At 35.2% G+C, this 18,682-nt stretch carries 21 protein-coding genes and 1 pseudogene; 3 read left to right on the top strand and 19 right to left on the bottom strand.

Annotated features, from left to right (window positions below; genetic code table 11):
* Positions 1 to 40 precede the first annotated feature (40 nt).
* The 5 genes from trpB to yknW form a co-directional block, all read right to left on the bottom strand.
* The gene (trpB, locus tag SFC47_RS01410; protein ID WP_411252460.1) at positions 41 to 1,207 is read right to left on the bottom strand and encodes a tryptophan synthase subunit beta; all 1,167 of its coding nucleotides are present in this window, start codon (positions 1,205 to 1,207) and stop codon (positions 41 to 43) included.
* A 92-nt stretch (positions 1,208 to 1,299) separates the two neighbouring features.
* On the bottom strand, positions 1,300 to 2,493 hold the full coding sequence (locus tag SFC47_RS01405; protein WP_411252458.1) for an ABC transporter permease: 1,194 nt from the start codon (positions 2,491 to 2,493) through the stop codon (positions 1,300 to 1,302).
* Positions 2,490 to 3,185: an ABC transporter ATP-binding protein gene (locus SFC47_RS01400; protein WP_411252457.1), complete on the bottom strand. Its 696-nt coding sequence runs from the start codon at positions 3,183 to 3,185 to the stop codon at positions 2,490 to 2,492. Before SFC47_RS01400 ends, SFC47_RS01405 begins: the two co-directional genes overlap by 4 nt.
* Positions 3,182 to 4,309, bottom strand: a complete 1,128-nt coding sequence (locus SFC47_RS01395; protein WP_411252455.1) for an efflux RND transporter periplasmic adaptor subunit — start codon at positions 4,307 to 4,309, stop codon at positions 3,182 to 3,184. Before SFC47_RS01395 ends, SFC47_RS01400 begins: the two co-directional genes overlap by 4 nt.
* Positions 4,309 to 4,980 (bottom strand): YknW family membrane protein, encoded by a 672-nt coding sequence (gene yknW, locus SFC47_RS01390; protein WP_411252453.1) that lies wholly within the window; start codon positions 4,978 to 4,980, stop codon positions 4,309 to 4,311. The genes SFC47_RS01395 and yknW overlap by 1 nt, the downstream gene beginning before the upstream one ends.
* Positions 4,981 to 5,183: 203 nt before the next feature.
* Between yknW and SFC47_RS01385 the strand changes: the two genes are divergently transcribed.
* Both SFC47_RS01385 and SFC47_RS01380 read left to right on the top strand, forming a co-directional pair.
* Positions 5,184 to 5,486 (top strand): EthD family reductase, encoded by a 303-nt coding sequence (locus tag SFC47_RS01385; RefSeq protein ID WP_411252451.1) that lies wholly within the window; start codon positions 5,184 to 5,186, stop codon positions 5,484 to 5,486.
* A 151-nt stretch (positions 5,487 to 5,637) separates the two neighbouring features.
* Positions 5,638 to 6,180 (top strand): NADPH-dependent FMN reductase, encoded by a 543-nt coding sequence (locus tag SFC47_RS01380; protein ID WP_411252449.1) that lies wholly within the window; start codon positions 5,638 to 5,640, stop codon positions 6,178 to 6,180.
* Positions 6,181 to 6,219: 39 nt separating this feature from the next.
* On the opposite strand, the gene SFC47_RS01375 is transcribed toward SFC47_RS01380, so the two are convergent.
* Positions 6,220 to 6,567 carry a lmo0954 family membrane protein gene (locus tag SFC47_RS01375; protein WP_411252447.1) on the bottom strand — a complete coding sequence of 116 codons (348 nt, stop codon included), beginning with the start codon at positions 6,565 to 6,567 and terminating at the stop codon, positions 6,220 to 6,222.
* 228 nt (positions 6,568 to 6,795) lie between these two features.
* Here SFC47_RS01375 and SFC47_RS01370 point away from each other — a divergent pair, with 228 nt between their 5' ends.
* Complete coding sequence (locus SFC47_RS01370) at positions 6,796 to 7,176, top strand: rhodanese-like domain-containing protein (RefSeq protein ID WP_411252445.1); 381 nt, start codon at positions 6,796 to 6,798, stop codon at positions 7,174 to 7,176.
* 66 nt (positions 7,177 to 7,242) lie between these two features.
* On the opposite strand, the gene SFC47_RS01365 is transcribed toward SFC47_RS01370, so the two are convergent.
* From SFC47_RS01365 to SFC47_RS01305, 13 genes and pseudogenes are all read right to left on the bottom strand, one after another.
* Entirely contained in the window at positions 7,243 to 8,022 is a 780-nt protein-coding gene (locus tag SFC47_RS01365) for a sulfite exporter TauE/SafE family protein (RefSeq protein WP_411252444.1), read from the bottom strand.
* Between the two features lie 50 nt (positions 8,023 to 8,072).
* Positions 8,073 to 8,301: pseudogene (locus tag SFC47_RS01360) on the bottom strand (sulfurtransferase TusA family protein).
* A gap of 28 nt (positions 8,302 to 8,329) precedes the next feature.
* Entirely contained in the window at positions 8,330 to 9,457 is a 1,128-nt protein-coding gene (locus tag SFC47_RS01355) for an MBL fold metallo-hydrolase (protein ID WP_411252442.1), read from the bottom strand.
* Positions 9,458 to 9,504: 47 nt separating this feature from the next.
* Positions 9,505 to 10,080 carry a sulfurtransferase TusA family protein gene (locus SFC47_RS01350; protein WP_411252441.1) on the bottom strand — a complete coding sequence of 192 codons (576 nt, stop codon included), beginning with the start codon at positions 10,078 to 10,080 and terminating at the stop codon, positions 9,505 to 9,507.
* Positions 10,081 to 10,132: 52 nt separating this feature from the next.
* Entirely contained in the window at positions 10,133 to 10,429 is a 297-nt protein-coding gene (locus SFC47_RS01345) for a rhodanese-like domain-containing protein (protein WP_411252439.1), read from the bottom strand.
* Positions 10,430 to 10,454: 25 nt separating this feature from the next.
* On the bottom strand, positions 10,455 to 10,820 hold the full coding sequence (locus SFC47_RS01340) for a rhodanese-like domain-containing protein (protein WP_411252437.1): 366 nt from the start codon (positions 10,818 to 10,820) through the stop codon (positions 10,455 to 10,457).
* 25 nt (positions 10,821 to 10,845) lie between these two features.
* Complete coding sequence (locus SFC47_RS01335) at positions 10,846 to 11,325, bottom strand: DsrE/DsrF/DrsH-like family protein (RefSeq protein WP_411252436.1); 480 nt, start codon at positions 11,323 to 11,325, stop codon at positions 10,846 to 10,848.
* Between the two features lie 121 nt (positions 11,326 to 11,446).
* The gene (locus SFC47_RS01330; RefSeq protein ID WP_411252435.1) at positions 11,447 to 11,710 is read right to left on the bottom strand and encodes a metal-sensitive transcriptional regulator; all 264 of its coding nucleotides are present in this window, start codon (positions 11,708 to 11,710) and stop codon (positions 11,447 to 11,449) included.
* A 13-nt stretch (positions 11,711 to 11,723) separates the two neighbouring features.
* Positions 11,724 to 12,095 carry a rhodanese-like domain-containing protein gene (locus SFC47_RS01325; protein ID WP_411252433.1) on the bottom strand — a complete coding sequence of 124 codons (372 nt, stop codon included), beginning with the start codon at positions 12,093 to 12,095 and terminating at the stop codon, positions 11,724 to 11,726.
* 150 nt (positions 12,096 to 12,245) lie between these two features.
* Positions 12,246 to 14,189, bottom strand: a complete 1,944-nt coding sequence (locus tag SFC47_RS01320) for a CoA-disulfide reductase (RefSeq protein WP_411252431.1) — start codon at positions 14,187 to 14,189, stop codon at positions 12,246 to 12,248.
* A 479-nt stretch (positions 14,190 to 14,668) separates the two neighbouring features.
* Positions 14,669 to 16,282 carry a hypothetical protein gene (locus SFC47_RS01315; RefSeq protein ID WP_411252429.1) on the bottom strand — a complete coding sequence of 538 codons (1,614 nt, stop codon included), beginning with the start codon at positions 16,280 to 16,282 and terminating at the stop codon, positions 14,669 to 14,671.
* Positions 16,282 to 17,310: a hypothetical protein gene (locus SFC47_RS01310; protein WP_411252427.1), complete on the bottom strand. Its 1,029-nt coding sequence runs from the start codon at positions 17,308 to 17,310 to the stop codon at positions 16,282 to 16,284. Before SFC47_RS01310 ends, SFC47_RS01315 begins: the two co-directional genes overlap by 1 nt.
* 481 nt (positions 17,311 to 17,791) lie before the next feature.
* Positions 17,792 to 18,673 (bottom strand): DMT family transporter, encoded by an 882-nt coding sequence (locus SFC47_RS01305; RefSeq protein ID WP_411252426.1) that lies wholly within the window; start codon positions 18,671 to 18,673, stop codon positions 17,792 to 17,794.
* Positions 18,674 to 18,682: the final 9 nt, after the last annotated feature.

Below are 18,682 nucleotides of genomic sequence, written 5' to 3'. Positions count from 1 at the left end.
AAGACGCATCTTTAGCAGATACGTCGCTTTTGATCACCTATTATTTTTTTAACATACTAAAAACCTGCTCGACATCTTTATCACCACGACCTGACAAGTTGACAATCAGGACATCATCTTTCGGTAAATCCTTTGCCAGCTTAATCGCATAAGCAACAGCGTGAGAGCTTTCTAAAGCTGGGATAATCCCCTCTGTTTTACTTAGGTTCTGAAAAGCTTCCAATGCTTCCTGCCCTGTAACCGTAACATATTCTGCTCTTCCGCTTGTTTTCAATTGACTATGCTCTGGTCCCACACCCGGATAATCTAATCCAGCTGCAATAGAATAGGTTGGCTGTGGGTTACCATTTTCATCTAATAACGTTAAGCATTTAAAACCATGAATGACTGCCGGGGTTCCTTTTGTTAAGGTTGGTGCTTCTTGTGGCTCGACCCCAATTAAACGTACATATTTTTCATCAATATAATGAGCAAATGCACCAATAGCATTACTGCCGCCGCCAGTACAAGCAATAACCGCACTAGGCAGTTTTCCTTCTTTTTCAATGATTTGGCGCTTAGATTCTTTACTAATAATGGCCTGAAAATGTTTAACCATAGTTGGATATGGATGCGGACCAACAGCTGAACCCAATAAATAAAAGGTAGTTTGATAGTTTTGAACTAAGTCAGCCAATGCTTCGTCCACAGCATCTTTTAATCGGCCCTGCCCTTTCTCAACTGGAATTACTTTTGCCCCTAATAGTTCCATCCTAAAGACGTTTAACGCTTGACGCTCTGTGTCGAGTTTCCCCATGTAGATAATACATTCCATTCCAAACATGGCACATGCCGTTGCTGTTGCAACACCATGCTGGCCTGCTCCTGTTTCAGCTATAATTCGTTTTGCACCCATTCTTTTTGCCAATAATATTTGCCCGATTGCATTATTTATCTTGTGAGCACCTGTATGGTTCAAATCTTCTCGTTTTAGATAGATTTTTGCTCCGCCAATTTGTTTCGTTAAATTCTCTGCATAAGTCAGCGGGTTTTCACGCCCAACATATTCTTTAAGGTAATAGTTGAATTCCTCAATGAAGTCGGGATCATCTTTGAACTTTAAAAATTGTTCTTCCAAGCCGTCCAAGACAACCTGCAGCTCACTAGGAACAAAACTTCCCCCAAACTCACCAAAATAGCCTCTACTTTCTACACTAACTTTTTCCATACTCAGCTCGTCTCCCTGCTTCAATTATTTTACTCATACATCCGAGTTGAAATTATTATAGTATATGTTTACTGAATATTCAAACAAAACTTCTATTCATATCTTAATGATTCGATGGGGTCTAGTTTTGAAGCCTTATTTGCCGGCAGGAGTCCGAAGACAACCCCAATCACCATCGAAAAGACAACCCCGCCTAACACTACCTGCCACGATATCAAAGATGGCCACCCAGCAAAGAAACTTACAATACTAGCTGCTCCCCATCCCAGAAATATACCGAGAATGCCGCCAATTAGTGTAAGTGTAATCGATTCAATAAGAAATTGAGTTAGCACCTGTCCTCTTGTAGCTCCAAGTGCCATTCGAATTCCGATTTCTCTTGTACGCTCTGTTACGGATACAAGCATGATATTCATTACACCAATGCCGCCAACAAATAACGAAATTCCTGCAATACTGCCGATAATAATTGTCATAATTCTAGTAATCTGCCCAATTCCTGCAGCAATTTCTTCCATATTGAGCACTTGATAGGAATCTTCTGTGTTATGCAGGTTGTTTAATAGTCTAGCGGCCTTTTTACCTGCAATCTCTAACTCATCAGAGGATTCAGCTTGAAGAGTTACCTGGGTGTAGTCGCTGCTGCCATATATCGTCCGCCATGTTTGAAAGGGCAGATACACCTCCATAGAACTGAACGATAGAAGACCTGACGGTTTTTCTAAAACACCGATTATTTCAATCGGCTGATTGGCTACTGAAATGACTTCTCCAATGGGATTATCACCCTTAAACAACTCCTCCTGGACTACATGGCTTACTAAGCCTACACGACGGCCGCCGAGGAAATCTGAAGTAGAAAAACTTCGCCCTTTATCCACTTTCATTTCGTTTAATTTTACATACGCTTGATTAATACCGGTGGAAGATACATCAGCAGTTTCCTGCTTAAACCTTACAGATGACATTATCGTTCCGGAAGCGACAATGCTTTTGATTTCTTGTATTTGTTCTAGAGCCCGTATATCCTCCTGTTTAAAGGGAGCCTGCATGAAAATGTTTGGATTTGATCTGATTTCTTCATCAGAGGGCTGATAAAACAGTTCTACTGTGTTACCTGGACCAGTAATTTGGGTTTTAAGCATTGCTTCTCCGCCCTGGCCAATTGCCACAACTATGATTACTGCCCCTACACCAATAATGATTCCGAGCATGGTTAAAATACTCCGCATTTTATGTGCCTTTAGCGAACTTAATGCCATGAACAGGTTTTCCATAAAAGTCATTCAGATCCCCCCATATTAGAAGCTTGGGGAAGCTGAATCATACCATCTCGAACATATATCGTACGATTGGCATATTCCGCCACTTCCGATTCATGGGTAACAACAATTACGGTAACGCCTTCTATTTCATTTAGTTCCTGGAATTGCTCCATAATATCGATGCTGGTCTTTGAATCAAGTGCCCCAGTCGGCTCGTCTGCTAGTATAATTTTAGGCTTATTAACAATCGCTCTTGCTATTGCTACACGCTGTTTTTGCCCGCCAGATAAGGCGTTTGGGAGGTGATCCATACGGTCAGATAATCCGACTTTCTTTAATGCTTCTATTGCTCTTGATTGTCGTTCCGCTTTAGATACTCCTCTATAAATCATTGGAAGCTCTACATTTTTTAATGCAGATAGACGAGGTAATAAATGAAATTGCTGAAACACAAAACCAATTGATTGGTTCCTAACCCTTGCAAGTTCATTTTCACTATAATGGGAAACATTTTCGCCATTAAGTATGTAGCTGCCGGAAGTTGGTTTATCCAAACAGCCGATCATATTCATTAATGTTGACTTTCCAGATCCCGAGGGCCCCATAATAGCAACGAATTCACCCTGATCAATTCTTAAACTAATATTATCTAAAACATTAATACTTTCTTTTCCAAGCAAATACGTCTTAGTAATGGAATCTAGTTCAATCATTTTATGGTCACATCCATACCATCCTTTAGTGAATCTGGACCTTTAATGATAATTTTGTCTTCTTTTGATAAACCTTCCATGATTTCGATTTTTTCTCCCGATGTGATGCCTGTTTTAATGTTCTTCTTACTCGCCTTGCCATCCTGAACGATAAAAACATAAGGCTGTTCTCCATCATCATGTAATGCATTTAATGAAAGTACATGTGCTATTTTTTTGTCTGTTTCAATCTCCATGATAATTTGGAACCCTGGCTTTAATGATTTACTGTCACCCGAAATCTTCGTCGTTACGGGATACTGTACAGCCTGACTTCCGCCTTGAAGTGGAGTTTGAGTTTGTTCAGGAAGAAGTGATATCTTAATAATTTCTCCAGTCCACTCTTGGTCAGGTACAGCGTCCGAGCGGAGAACCACTTTCTGTCCGCTGTTTACTTTCATTGTGTCATATTCAGATAACAGACCCATCGCTATCATATTATCAAGTTTTCCAATATGTACGATAGGCTCAGCCATACTCACCTCAAGAGAGGAAGATGCAAGTTTATTAACAGATAGGACAACACCGTCAATTGTACTGATAATCTCCAAGTCACTTAGGCGTTTATCCATCATTTCCTTTTGAAGATTTGTTTGCTTCAATTCTATATTAGCAAGCTTCTTTTCCATCTCTATTTGTTGATATTCAGGATCAAGCTGTTTTTTTGCTTCCTCTTTCCCCACTTGATTTGCTAGACTCTTTTCTTTTTCCTTTAATTGCTTCAATTGTTTATCAAGTTGATTTATTTTCAGATTTGCAGATTCGATTGAAAGTTTATATTGTTCCATTTCCAAATCTAACTGAGGATTTTGAAGTCTGGCCACAACTGTTCCCTTTTTAACTTCCTGACCCTCACTTACTAGCAGCTCTTTAAGTTCTCCTTTTTCAGGAGATGGATAAATAATTTGTTCCTCTTCAAGTTTTACAGTACCTGGAATCATTAATAAGGAGGAAATTTCCTCCTCCTTCATTTCAGTAGTTTCTACGGAAGGTCCTTTTGCATAAACTTCCCGATAAACGCTGACAGAAATCATGATGATGACCAGGCTGATCACACTAATCATAATCCATGTTTTCTTTTTCATTACAGCACCTGAGCTCCTTGCAGCAGACTGCCGATTAAAGCAAAGCCAATTCCGATTAGGAAGAAGACAATTGCGATAGTCCAAGCAAGTCCTTTTGATAATTGTGCGGTTTTATGAAGTCCAATAGCCGTAACAATCATTGTCCAGATAGAAAAAATCTCAAAAGAACTTAAAATACCAGTTTTTTCTTGATTTAGTACCCCTGCTAAACTAGTAACATAGATTTCTGGATTTCCGCCAATGGCATATCTAATCGCAGTATTTAGAATGACCCCAATTGCACCGATTACCATGATATGCGTATTCATTGAGAATAATTGTTTAAATGTTACGGGAGAACTAGCAATCTTAGTAATAATTAAGTGGATTGCACTGCTAATAAGGACCCCTATAATTGGTGTAAGGATACCTGTAATGGCAACGGTAACTTTTGTAATACCTAATACAAGATCAACTTGGTCTTCTGGAACTCCTTGTTCAATTAAGGTTGAGGCGTCCATTGATAATGCCATAAAAGTCATCCCGATTGCGTAAAGGATGCTGACAATGAAGAGCGGCACCCAGATTTTTGGAGACAGTTTAATCCTCTCAAACTGTTCGCCCGGACTTGTAAACATTCCGAATAGTGATGGCTTCTGTTGTTTTGTGATCATTTCTGTTTGATTTTCCATCGTAACACCCCTGTTTCCATTTTTGTAAAATATTACTTTTTAATTATACGAAACTTTGGACTGAAAGTTTCATTATCTAGTGCTTTTGTTGTCGAACGGTTTATATAATAATTGGTATTAACCGATCTTATAATAGTCTTTAAGAACTACTAGATATTAGTCTTCACAGATTGAAAATACTACAAATTACAGGAGGAAAAGAAATGGCAAAAGTGATTGTTATTTATGATCAACCGAGGGATCAAGAGGGGTTTGAAGAGTATTATTACAATGTACATATCCCTTTAGTGAAAAAAATGCCTTATCTTAATGGTGCTGAAGTACATCAGGTGTTACAAACTCAAAACACTAGCGATCAATTATTTTTATTTGCTGAACTTCGTTTTGATAACTTAGAGGCATTAAACCAAGCTATGTCTTCTCCTGAAGGGATAGAAGTCCAAGGGGACGTTAAAAATCTAATGCCATATTTGAGTAAACCCCCAATTATTTCAATTGTAGAATAATTAAACACGTTTAAAATTACTTGCCTTATAAGAATCCTATCATGACTCTATGTTAGGGTTCTTTTCATTTTTAAATTTGTTCAGTCCTTCGAAAATGAATTCCTTTCATCAGCATGTTATGATTAAAACTGACTGAAAGGAGAGATTTTAGGTGAAAATTGTTGCACTTGTAGGAAGTAATCGTAAAGAATCTTTTAACAAAAAACTAGCACAATTCATGCAAAAGCGATATGAAATGACTGCTGAGATTGAAATTCTTCCAATTGAAAAACTTCCGATGTATAACCAAGATGATGAGCTGACACCGCCGGAAATCGTAATTGAGATTAAGAAAAAAGTAGCTGACAGTGATGGAGTACTATTCGTTACACCTGAATACAATCATTCCATTCCTGCCTTTTTGAAAAATGCAATTGATTGGTTTTCTCGTGTTGATAAGGTAATGGTGAACAAACCAGTCATGATTGTCGGCAGTTCCCCTGGAGTATTAGGAACCGCACGAGCACAAATGCACCTGCGTCAGATTTTAAACTCCCCTGGAATTTCTGCATTGACACTTCCAGGAAATGAAGTATTTATAGGTGCCGTTCATGAAAAGCTTGATGACACTGGAAATCTGATTCATGAACCTACAGTTCAGTTCATTGATACTGTGATGGATAACTACATAAATTGGATAAAAAAACAAAGCTGATAAATAAAAGAAACGCATGGAGTACTGCTATCCATGCGTTTAATAGTTATTTAGTTCATTCCATTGCTTTTCAAAATTTACAAATGGATCAGATTCTTCATTAATTACAGTATGTTTCTTGGAATTCCAGTTTTTATAAACAAGGTAAAGAACGTAGGCAGCCACAAGACCAATAATAGCAGGTGCGTTAGAAATAGAGGCCAATAGAAAAATGACTCCAAAAACTCCAAGCACAATCTTCCAACCCGTTGATTCTGCTTTTATGAACTGTTTGTAGATTAAATATAAAACCGCGAGACTTATCAGTAACCCCACCATCGGTCCAAGAGTAGAAAGTAAGATCATCGCTGCAAATCCTCCAGCTAAAAATAAACCTAATTTTTTCATTTTGTTTTCCTCCTTTGCTTTCTTGATATCATCTTACCTTCTTTCAGTGTTTCATATAATTGAGCTTGAGCTTGATTTTCATATAGGACTAGAGACGTAGAAGGGGCAGTCTCTTGAAGAGAATTGCCCCAAAAAGTAAAAATGTTGTTATTTATTCAAATTCTAGTCCAAGATCCCTTTACCCTACGAGGTATAATAGGAGCAAGCAGCACTAAAGGAGGACATAAAATGATGAATCGTTTCACTCACTTGTTACTGATAATAGCAGCCGTAGTATCTCTTACTGCATGTGGAATTGGTTCCGAAGGGTATAGAAATGTATCCACAGAGGAAGCAAAGGCACTAATCGACAATCAGGAAGTAGTTGTGTTGGATGTTAGAACCTCACAAGAGTATCAAGAAGGCCATATTCCTAATGCAAAATTGATACCACTACAAGAATTAGAAAATAAATTGCATAATTTAAATAAAGATGAATCCTATTTAGTAGTTTGCCGCAGCGGAAATCGTTCTGCACAAGCCAGTGAAATTTTAACAGGCAATTCTTTTGCAAATATTTATAACATGACCGGCGGTATGAATAACTGGGGTTATGAGATTGAGAATTAACAATTATTCCTAGATTTGAGAAAGAAGAACCCATCCAGCTTATGATGGGTTCTTTTCAAAAATAAATCAAAATAATATATCCATCCAAATTTTTATGGCTGTTGCTAAAATTAATACTGCCAACATGATTTGTAGGAACCTGGTGTTTATCTTTTTCCCAGCCATAGCACCTAAGGGTGAGGCAATAAGACTTGCAATAATCATCATTACGGAAGGTAGAAATTCTACTTGTCCCGTAGTAATTTTTCCTGCAGTGGCACCAATCGAGGATAGAAACGTTATAGCCAATGAAGAAGCAATCGTCATACGTGTTGGTATTTTTAATACAACCAGCATGATGGGAACTAATAGAAATGCCCCTGCTGCTCCAACAATTCCAGAACCAATTCCAACAATTGATGCTAGGGATGCTGCAAGCCATTTATTAAACTTCACTTTATCTAGAGGAATATCATCAATTCCCTTTTTCGGAACAAACATCATGACAGCGGCTATTAATGCTAATATCCCATAAACTAGATTAATTCCTCCCTCTGACATTAACCTTGAACCAAAACCGCCAACAAAACTACCAACTAAAATGCTAACTCCCATATATCCAATTAATGTTTTATTTAAATAGCTCCCTTGACGGTATGCCCAAACCCCGCCGATTGTCGCAAAAAACACCTGAACAGCGCTTATTCCTGATACTTCATGGGCACTAAACGATGCCAAACCAAATAATGGCGGGATATATAAAAGCATCGGATATTTAATAATGGAACCGCCTATTCCTAACATTCCAGATATATATGAACCAATAAAACCTATTAAGAAAATAGTAATAATAAAGCCGATATCCATGGTACTTCCTCCCCCTTAAGAAAAGAGAACCCCAATCGGTTCCCTATTTTTTATCCTTTCTTTATCCAGAGCTTCAAAACATCGTTCTCCACTTCATGTTTCACAACCTCGTGACCACCTGATTTTGCCCATGCCGTAAGGTCATTTTTTGCCCCTTTATCCGTCGCATGTATTTCTAACACTTGACCACTTTCTAATTCATTCATAGCCTTTTTTGTCTTTACAATTCGGCATCGGACATGCTAACCCTTTTGCATCTAAAATCTTATTTGCTTCCATTTCTTTTACCTCCTAATATTTGTATTACTTATCGAACTGCACAGCGATTTGGTCCGATTTCCATTTCACGTTGTTGCTCCTCATCGGGATTGATTTTACCCATATTCGTTTCACGAATTTCTTGATACGCATTTGGTTGTGGCGGTAAGTTTTCTGTTACCAATTTTCTGAACTCATTTTCGTCTTCAATGTTCAAACCATGGTTCTTTGCGTATAGTGTTCCTAATTTTTCTGATACACTGCCATCTTCATTTAGTTCTTCTATGATCATAAAGTGAGCAGGAAGGACGATTAAATCCTCTGATAATTCTTTGTAGCGTTTATAGAGACTTTCTCTCAAATCACCAACCCAATCTTGAGCTAAGCCGGCTAAATCTGGTCGACCGATTGAGTCAATGAACAGGATATCACCTGAAAGTAAGAATTTTTCATCCACAATAAAGGAAGTAGACCCAATGGTATGACCTGGAGAATATAGAGCATGGATGTTAATCTTTACATTTCCAATTTCTACATCACTTCCATCATCTAATGGCTTGAAGGCAAACGTAACTTCTGTTGCATCTTTTGGAGGCAGCCAATACGCTGCGCCAGTTTTTTCTGCAATGTTTAGTCCACCGGAAATGTGATCAGCATGCAGGTGTGTGTCAAAAACATGAGTAATTTTCGCACCGAGACTATCAGCAAATTCAAGATAAAAATCCGTCATACGAGTTGCGTCAATAATGGCAGCCTCATTGTTCGACACAACCATGTAAGATAAACATCCTTTTCCAATACGTACAAACTGATAAATTTCGCCGCCATTCTTCAAGTCTCCGACTTTTACAGGTTCTAAATGCTCACTCCAAGCTTTCATACCACCCTTTAGGTAAGAAACCTCAAGCCCCGCATCAGAGAGCATTTCAGCCACCATGATAGATGATCCTTCCTTAGCACACACTACCAAAATTTCTTTATCAAAAGGAACCTTATCCATAATCCCTTCAACACCATCTAGTAATTCAAAATAAGGAATGTTAAAGTACTCAAAGTTTTCACCTTCAATTTTCCAATCCTGAAAGTCACTCTCATTACGAACATCTAGAATAAATAGATCTTCCTTGTTAAATACTTTTTTCGTTACCTCTTTTGAAGTCATTATATTTACAGACATCACAATTTACCCCCTATGGTATATTTCGAGTTAAAAAAATTTGATACTTATTTTAGAAAGCTTGTTGTTTTGCCAGACCATTTACTCATCCCTGGAACTACATTAACAACATTAGTGAATCCTTTTTCTATTAACTTTTGTGCAGCGAGATCACTACGATTTCCAGTTCTGCAGACTACAAAAATGTCTTCCTCTTTTTTTAATTCATCAAGACGATTGTCTAACTCACCCAATGGAATTGAAATAGCATTCGGGATATGATTAAAGGCATATTCTGCTGTCTCCCTAACATCCAGAACAACAATCTTTTCATTCGATTCGAGTCTCGACTCAAGCTCTTCATTGTTCATTACATTTGGGTGTTTTCTCTCTATCTTTTCATCACTAGCTGATTTTCTTAGGTAGTGTTTTAAAACGTTACCTTCCTCTAATGTACCTAAATACTGATGACCGCAGCTTTCGGCCCATGCCTTAATGTCAGCTTTTGACCCTTTATCTGTTGCTTGGACTTCTAGTACATGACCAGCCTCTAATTCATTCATTGCCTTTTTGGTCTTAACAATCGGCATTGGACAAGCTAATCCTTTTGCATCTAAAATTAAGTTTGCTTTCATGTTCTCCATCTTATAGCCTCCATTTTTATACCCGTTGGGGTATTTGGTTGTTTAAAAAAATTTATTCTACATTTCCTTCCCAGGAAAGCATTCCACCAGTCATATTAATGACATTAAATCCTTGGTACTCAAGAAATTGCACAGCTTGAGCACTTCTGCCTCCGGAACGGCAAACGATAATATATTCTTTTGATTTATCTAATTCATGCATACGAAACTCCAATAATCCTAACCGAATGTTTACAGCACCGGGTATCATTCCAGCTGCTGCTTCATCTACTTCACGAACATCAATAATATCTAATTTTTCCCCTTCATTTAGTAATTGTTCAACTTCCTTTGCAGCTATAGCTTTCATATTAAAACTCCTCCTCTTTATTCATTTATAATGACCAAGCATTCATACCGCCTTTTACGTTTGTTACTTTTGTATAGCCAAATTTTTTTAATATCTTACTTGCCTGCACGCTTCTCATTCCACTTTGACAAATAACAATTATTTCCTTATCTTTTGGAAGTTCCTTCTCCGCTTTTTGTGCAAGCAGGTTAAGTGGAATATTCTTAAATTCTTTAATGTGAGTTCTTTTATATTCGCCAGGAGTTCTTACATCTATAAACAATTTATTTTTATCCTTTAATTCACTTTTTAATTCTAGTGTTGAAATATTTCGTATACCGTTAGCAGGCATGAAACGAGAACCGATAATGTATATTAAAATTCCAATTATAACGTAATTTATATATTCCAATTCTATTGCCTCCTATAGTTTTGAGTTAAATGAACAGATTGACATTACCTTCTTCAGCTTCTGCTAAATAGGCTGCCACTCCTGCATATTCAATGTTGTCTAATAGTTCTTTTTCTTGCAAACCTAGTAAATCCATTGTCATGGTACATGCAATCAACTTTATATCTTGCTCTTGCGCCATCTCGATAAGTTGAGGAAGAGGAATTGCATTATGTTTTTTCATAACCTTCTTAATCAGCTTAGGTCCAAAACCAGCAAAGTTCATTTTAGAAAGTCCCATATTATCTGCACCTCTAGGCATCATTTTTGCAAACATTTTCTCTAGGAATCCTTTTTCAACTGAAATATTCTCTTCTTTTCTTAAAGCATTTAATCCCCAGAAAGTGTGAAAGATTGTTACTTCATGATCATAGGCTGCAGCACCATTCGCAATAATATAAGCTGCCATTGCTTTATCATAATCGCCGCTCAATAAGACTATCGTTGTTTTTTTCTTCTCAGTCATTTTGATGACCTCCTATTTATTAATTACCTATACGGGTATATTTTTCAATAAAAAAAGATCTATTACCATTACCCCTATGGGTATTATGGTAATGAAAATAAAAGAGGGTGTCAACCCTTTTTTATCGACTCTTCACTAATAGGTCTACAGCTTCTTTAATTAATTCTTCTGCACTTCTTTCTTGTGATTCCTCTGCTTTTTTAACACACTCGACTAAATTTGAACTTACAATTACTCCTATTGTTCGATCAATTGCTGTTCTCGCAGCAGATAACTGAGTAATGACATCTTTACAATCCTTTTCTTCTTCCATAAGACGCAGGATTCCTCTAAGCTGCCCTTCGATTCGTTTTACCCTATTTTTGATTTGATCATTATAATCCATACTATTACCTCCTCTAACAGTTTATTTCTAAATGACATTTTTTTATTTCATTTTGATTTTGACCTGCAATTGAATAGCCAACAATTCTATATCCCTTATGCTTTAAGGCACGAATTCCAACATTTTTTTCTAGTATACTTGATACGACTAAATGTATATCTCTTTGTGGAATCTCATTTATACGGCGTTTTAAATACGCTATTGGAATATTAAGTACTCCATCAATTGGGTTATTATAGGATTCATTATAATCTCTTACATCAAGAATTTGTAAGTTAGTCAAATCAATTTTTTCTAATTCAGAACATTTTACACCCCAAACAGGAAAATATCTTTTATATAGTATAACTAGAATTACTAATAATGATAAAATTAAATATATCATCTATACCTCCTGCAACAAAACTATTATCAAGGACAGATTTAATAATATACCCCTATAGGTATAATGTCAATAATAATTTTCTCAAATAAATGCCCGCTGTAAAGTACGGTCAATTTTGCGATAGTTTCATAAATCATGAATACCTGTTACTTATTTCTTTTTTATCCAGAATTTAATAAGTTTCTCTTCTTGTTCTGTCTTTAAAAGGGTATGTCCTGCGTTACTTGACCATGCTGGCAGGTCATTTAAAGCGCCACGGTCTGTTACATGAAGCTCTATGACTTGACCGCTTTCCAATGAATCAATACCTTTTTTTAATTTTATTATCGGCATTGGACATGTTAAACCACTAACATCTACTACGGTGTCTACATGTATTTTATTTTCTTTTACGATCTCTGTCTCACCAAGGTCGTTTGTTTTTGTTTCAACAGTCTTATTTATATTGCTTCCATATACAGACGAATACGTTTTCCAGCCGCCATCCACATTTTTTACCTGATAACCATTATTTTTTAGAATCCGGCTTGCTAAATACCCTCTTAATCCTACCTGACAGCTTACATAAACCGTCTTATCTTTTGGTATTTCATCTAATTTAGTTCGCAGGTCGTTCAAGGAGATATTAATGGAACCTTCAATAAAACCAAATTCACGTTCCATTGGTTCGCGAACATCGATTAAAAGCCCACCTTCTGATACGATTTGATCAACCTCATGCCATTGAATATGCTCTAACTCACCCTCCATGATATTTGTTGCCACATAACCTGCCATATTGGCAGGATCCTTAGCTGAAGAAAACGGTGGTGCATAAGATAATTCTAAATTTGTTAAATCTTCTACTGTTAATCCACCCTTAATAGCTGTCGCAATAACGTCAATTCGTTTGTCAACGCCGTCTGCACCTACTGCCTGTGCACCAAAGATTTTTCCTGTTTCTTTATCAAAGATTACTTTTAATGCAATTGGTGCGGCTCCTGGATAATAACCTGCATGAGAGCTTGGATGAATATGAACAACCTCATAATTTACACCTAAACGCTTCAATGTTTTCTCATTGTTTCCTGTAGCTGCAACGGTTAAATCAAATACCTTTGCAATCGAAGTACCTAATGTCCCCTGGTACTTCTCTTTTTTGCCCATCATGTTATTCGCAGCGATACGCCCTTGTCGGTTTGCAGGACCAGCTAATGGAATCATCGCCTTGGTACCACTAATATAATCAATGACTTCTACTGCGTCTCCAGCAGCATAGATATCTTCATTAGAAGTTTGAAGGAAGTCATTAACAACAATACCTCCACGCTCTCCTAATTCCAGTCCTGCTGTTTTTGCTAATTCATTTTCTGGTCTAACACCGATCGAAAGAATAGTCATATCAGTTTGGATTTCTGTTCCATCTGATAGAATTACTTTCTTACCATGTTCAGCAAATGATTGGACTCCATTTTCTAATATCAGTTGAACACCTTTCTCTTTTAAATGAGCGTGTAAAATACTCGCCATTTCGTAATCAATTGGTGCCATAATTTGATTGGCCATTTCAATAAGTGTCACTTCGATTCCTCGATCAACAAGGTTCTCAGCCATCTCAATTCCAATAAATCCACCACCTATAACTACAGCCCTTTTGGGATGATTGTTATCTACATGGTTTTTGATTTTATCCGTATCAGGAATATTTCTTAATGTAAATAAAGTTGTATTTTCATTTAATCCTGGAATAGGCGGCACAATTGGTCTTGCTCCAGGAGATAACAATAGCTTGTCATAAGATTCTTCATATACTTCCCCTGTTTGTAAATCCTTTATCATTACACTCTTCTTTTCAGGATTTATGCTCATTACTTCACTTAAATTGCGAATATCAAGGTTAAATCGATCTGACATACCTTTTACGGTTTGTACCAATAACTTACTTCTATCCTTAATCGTTTCGCCAATATAATAAGGTAAACCGCAGTTTGCAAATGATATATGTTCTCCACGTTCAACAAGTACAATCTCTACATCTTCACTTATTCTTCTTAATCTAGCTGCAGCTGTCGCTCCGCCGGCAACTCCACCAACAATGATAATTTTCTTAGTCATAATAAAAACCCCTCCATATATGAGAACTAAATATACTAACAATATTTATTTTCAAGCCTCAAGGAATACCCTATTGGGTTTATACCTATATGGGTATTATAGAACATAAAAAAATATTGTAAAGACTCAACATTACTTGTTCACAATTCTTTCACAATACTCTTGTAATGGGTTTTGATAAAAAAAATCCTAACATCAGTAAGACGTTAGGATTTTTTTTATGACCTGTGAGGGGTTCGAACCCCCGACCTCAACCCTGTCAAAGTAGATCCAAGGATTCCTCTGTTTTCCCCTTATAGCCGTAAACCGCTATAATTGATGATTTTTGCATTTTGTTTTTCCTTATAAATCCTCAAAAATTCGCCTTTTATCTCAATTGCGTGACCATTTTGTGACTTTATAAATGTCTATTAATTTAAGTGTTCTTACTCAGAAATTAAAGTTAAAGATCCCATTTGAATAAGAAAATGTATAACTTATTAGATATTTACAGCAAAATTCACAAGAAATTTTTTAAACTCGTTTACATACTTAGACTGAAGAATTTTACTTGGAGAATGATTAGAATAATCAATATGATTGATAAAATCAAACTCCTTTTTGTCATATTTTCCAATTTCTTCTTTCTTTAATGTGGTTGTTAAAATTACTTGATTATCCAATTTGTGAAATATTTCTAAAATAACTTTTTCTTTTTTAGTTGATAAATCTTCTGCACGGAATGAATCAACAACAATTGGATAATCATGGTTTAGTATTTTGGCTAAAGAATAGATTTTTACTAAATGATAAATAGTTTGTTCACTGCCAGAATAAGTTTCTGTTTTTTTAGTAAAGATATTATCGAACTCTATATTACCTAAAGCATCAACCGATTTATAATTCTTATTCATTGTTTTTAAAATCGAATCAAAGAGGTTATTTTGTTCTACCTTAACAACTTCTTTATCATTTGAAGCTTCTCTCAATTGATTTTCTAATTTTTTTATATCAACTTCGATAGAGTTCAATTTGTTTTCTGCATCTGAAACACTATACACATCATCTTTATATGCAATTAAAGATTCTAATGAGATTTCTTCCACAGATAATAATTCTTTAAGTTTAGATTGTTCACTAGTGATTAATAGAGTTATACGTTCGACTTCTTCTTTATAATCATAAATTTTATTATTAATCGATTCTATAATTTGCTTTCGGATTTCCGGCGTTGATACATCGAATGAATACGTTTGTTTAGGAGAAACTTTATAGCCAATATGATTGGCTCCACAATCTAAACAAATTAACTCACCGGAATCCAAATTTCTATTTAAAGAATTTAACTCTTTAATAGTTATTTCGCATTTTAGTTTTCTATTTATATTTTTATTTCGATCTTTATTTAATTCAGTTAATTTCTCTTTAACTTTTTCAATTTTATCAAGATGATTTTTAAAATTAATTCTGTCATTCGCGCTACTTAAATATGAAATAGGCTTCTTCTGAGATTTCAAAATTTTTGATTGTTGCAATAAAAGTTTCTTCTCATCCTTTAAATTTGCGAGCTTCTGTTGTATGTTTTTAATGCTATCGAAATCTACATTATCATTCTTTATCCCAGCTAATGAATAAAGCATATTTATGAAATCCTCTTTATTGTACAATCCTTTGTTTGCAATATTTGAAGTATCTTTTTTATCTTGCCCTACAAAAAAAACTTGTAAATAAAGTTCAGGATCAACTATTCGTGTGAAATCATTTTTAGTTATTATTGGCAAAGGCATTATATTCTTATGCCAATATCGCTTCAATTCCGAAACATTTTCAAAAAGCATCAAAGATTCATTGAATTGAATAAAAAATAAATCCTTATTTCTACAGATTTTATAAATAATATCGTTATAAAGAAACTCAACTACATAATAATATTTAGTGTAATTGAAAGTTGAAGGGAATACAGGGTTATTGCCTAGTGCATACATCATTCCTTGAATTAAAATAGTCTTCCCTCGGTTATTATCATCACTAGAAATAATATTCATCTTCTCCGAAAATCTATTTTCAATAAATGCTTCATGCTCATTACCTATTCCAACTTTTTTAATTATCATTATTCAATACCATCCTTAATTAAAGAAATAAAATACTTTAATGAAATCACCTCAAAATCGTAACATTGTTCTACAATATCGTTATTTAATTTATCATAAAGTACATTTACATTATCCAAAGGATTTTGAACTATTGTGGAATAAATATTTTCAAATAGACTCCAAAAAGTATTAGCGTTATTTTTATTAAACAATGCTCTAGATAGTGCCAACCGACTTTCTAATATCACGTCTTTTTTCCTTTCATCTGGGATATTATTTAAAATAATATAAAAAGGCAAGGGAGGTCCTTGATCAAATAGATTTCTGTTAATAATCCGAGAAAGTGTTAATAACCTAATCTCGCCAGCCGTTAAATGCCGAGAATGATTTAATGCTTCATGTGTAGTTGTAATAGTGATATTTTCAACAACGCTGGAATTTTTTTTACTTGCTTGTTTATCTCTAATCTCATTAAAAATACCATTTAATATTCCTTCATTAGGAATTAACTTGGTATGGGTTTTTATAATGGACTTTACATATTCATATGGCATTTTATCATCAACAACAAATTGAACTTTTTTTAGAAATTCAACTATCTCTTTATCGCTGATTTTCGAATCATCTATGTAATTTTTATCATTACACTCTTCTAATAAACCTTGCTTCAATTGCTTATATGCGCTTGGTTTAATATTATTGATATCAAAAATATTCTTTTTATCATCAATTCTGACGGTATTTGAAACTCCTCCTAAAAATAATACAAAATAATCAAAGTCAAAATCACTTGTATAATTTTTATATAAAGTAACTAGTTCTTTTCCTAGTGCTCTAGGTGAAGAATTCTTAGCTCCTTTCGATTGTATATCCCACATTTTTCTTCCAGTTCTATTCATTCCTGTTAAATCGTTAAAAAAGTCTACAACATAATAATAGACTTCAGGACTATCAGTTCTAAAGTTCATCAAGTATAATAGTGCCTTCGTTTCGTATTCAGCACCAGACGGTCTAAGTTTTTCAGAAGACTTGATCGTATATGGCATAGATAAAACCCTCACAATTAGTATAATAATTCCATTATATTACTTATTTCGTATTGTTTATAGTTATCTTTTGAAAATTATGGTAATGATTGAATCATTGAATAAGAGAATAAAACTATTAATTAGTAGAACTTAAAACTCCTAAACCTTAAAACTATTATTATCCACAAATTTTGTTCAACAAAAAAAACCCTTATATTAAGGGTTCTCTTGAACTTTGGAAAGCGGATCAGGCTGGCAACAAGATGTATTTAGCATTAAAAAAAAATGCAGTAAAGTATATTTTATGAATGTAAAAAAGCCAAAATACACAAATAATTGTAATGCATAAAAACTTGCATATTTTTATATCTTTATTTTATTCCTTATTGTGTTAAAGCACCCGTTACTTTAAGTACATTAATTCACAAAGTCTTAAGTGTTGAAAAAGGGCAATTTAAAGTTGAGGAGCCCCCTGACGCATTTACAGCACTGTTCTTATTTACCTATTTAGAGTTGATGATTTTCTAATGAGAAAACGGGCAGAGTCTGCATTATTTACCAGCCAAACTCCTAAAAGTACCAAAATTATTCCTATTAATGTAATAGAATTTAGTTCTTCCTTTAAAAATATGAAACCCGAAAGAGTCCCAACTACGGGTACAATTAGCAATGAAATCGATGCTTTACTAGCTTCCATCTTAGAAAGAATATAAGACCAAATAACAAAAGCTAATGCTGAGGCTAAAATTCCGGAATATAAAAGGTATACTAGAGCCATAAGACTCCAATGTGACTCTCCATGTTCAAAACTGAAAGAATATAAAAACAAGCCAATTGCCCCTGCTGCCATTTGCCATGTAGTAAATTGAATTGTGTCACAGCCCTGCAACTTTCTTTTGAAAATTAAACTAGATAGAGCCCATGTTACTGCTGAGCTTAATGCTAAAATGGGAGCCCATATATTCCCTCCAAATTGAATATCCATTGCTAAGAACAATCCTATTATTCCAATCAGTATTCCTCCTGTCTTAATAACAGTCAATTTCTCTCCAGGAATGAAATAATGAGCCAAAAGTGAGAGGAACAATGGCATGCTGTATGTAAGAACAGAAGTAAGCCCTGCATTTATATAATTTAAAGAAATTTGGATTGCAATGTTAAAATACGTCGTCTGCAGAAGCCCGCATAAAATAAACCATTTTAGTTCACGTTTACCAGGAAGAGGGATTTTTTTAAACCAGGTTAACCCAAAAAGTACAATTGCCCCAAGCAAAAAACGATAGGCAGCAAACAAAACAGGCGGGAACGCGTCATTGCCCAGTTTCATAATGACAAAATTAAACCCCCATACAATACATAAAAAAAGCATCATTCCGTTCATTAATGGATT

It is taken from the genome of Neobacillus niacini (genome assembly GCF_046591715.1).
GTDB classification, from domain to species: Bacteria; Bacillota; Bacilli; order Bacillales; family Cytobacillaceae; genus Neobacillus; species Neobacillus niacini_L.
The sequence above is the reverse complement of the archived record's forward strand: the minus strand, read 5'-3'. Positions and strand labels throughout refer to the sequence as shown.

Excerpts from the sequence above, each read along its gene's own strand:
- trpB (WP_411252460.1), bottom strand. The coding sequence starts at position 1,207 with ATGGAAAAAGTTAGTGTAGAAAGTAGAGGCTATTTTGGTGAGTTTGGG.
- SFC47_RS01405 (WP_411252458.1), bottom strand. The coding sequence starts at position 2,493 with ATGACTTTTATGGAAAACCTGTTCATGGCATTAAGTTCGCTAAAGGCA.
- SFC47_RS01400 (WP_411252457.1), bottom strand. The coding sequence starts at position 3,185 with ATGATTGAACTAGATTCCATTACTAAGACGTATTTGCTTGGAAAAGAA.
- SFC47_RS01395 (WP_411252455.1), bottom strand. The coding sequence starts at position 4,309 with ATGAAAAAGAAAACATGGATTATGATTAGTGTGATCAGCCTGGTCATC.
- yknW (WP_411252453.1), bottom strand. The coding sequence starts at position 4,980 with ATGGAAAATCAAACAGAAATGATCACAAAACAACAGAAGCCATCACTA.
- SFC47_RS01385 (WP_411252451.1), top strand. The coding sequence starts at position 5,184 with ATGGCAAAAGTGATTGTTATTTATGATCAACCGAGGGATCAAGAGGGG.
- SFC47_RS01375 (WP_411252447.1), bottom strand. The coding sequence starts at position 6,567 with ATGAAAAAATTAGGTTTATTTTTAGCTGGAGGATTTGCAGCGATGATC.
- SFC47_RS01370 (WP_411252445.1), top strand. The coding sequence starts at position 6,796 with ATGATGAATCGTTTCACTCACTTGTTACTGATAATAGCAGCCGTAGTA.
- SFC47_RS01365 (WP_411252444.1), bottom strand. The coding sequence starts at position 8,022 with ATGGATATCGGCTTTATTATTACTATTTTCTTAATAGGTTTTATTGGT.
- SFC47_RS01355 (WP_411252442.1), bottom strand. The coding sequence starts at position 9,457 with ATGTCTGTAAATATAATGACTTCAAAAGAGGTAACGAAAAAAGTATTT.
- SFC47_RS01350 (WP_411252441.1), bottom strand. The coding sequence starts at position 10,080 with ATGGAGAACATGAAAGCAAACTTAATTTTAGATGCAAAAGGATTAGCT.
- SFC47_RS01345 (WP_411252439.1), bottom strand. The coding sequence starts at position 10,429 with ATGAAAGCTATAGCTGCAAAGGAAGTTGAACAATTACTAAATGAAGGG.
- SFC47_RS01335 (WP_411252436.1), bottom strand. The coding sequence starts at position 11,325 with ATGACTGAGAAGAAAAAAACAACGATAGTCTTATTGAGCGGCGATTAT.
- SFC47_RS01330 (WP_411252435.1), bottom strand. The coding sequence starts at position 11,710 with ATGGATTATAATGATCAAATCAAAAATAGGGTAAAACGAATCGAAGGG.
- SFC47_RS01325 (WP_411252433.1), bottom strand. The coding sequence starts at position 12,095 with ATGATATATTTAATTTTATCATTATTAGTAATTCTAGTTATACTATAT.
- SFC47_RS01320 (WP_411252431.1), bottom strand. The coding sequence starts at position 14,189 with ATGACTAAGAAAATTATCATTGTTGGTGGAGTTGCCGGCGGAGCGACA.
- SFC47_RS01315 (WP_411252429.1), bottom strand. The coding sequence starts at position 16,282 with ATGATAATTAAAAAAGTTGGAATAGGTAATGAGCATGAAGCATTTATT.
- SFC47_RS01310 (WP_411252427.1), bottom strand. The coding sequence starts at position 17,310 with ATGCCATATACGATCAAGTCTTCTGAAAAACTTAGACCGTCTGGTGCT.
- SFC47_RS01305 (WP_411252426.1), bottom strand. The coding sequence starts at position 18,673 with ATGAACGGAATGATGCTTTTTTTATGTATTGTATGGGGGTTTAATTTT.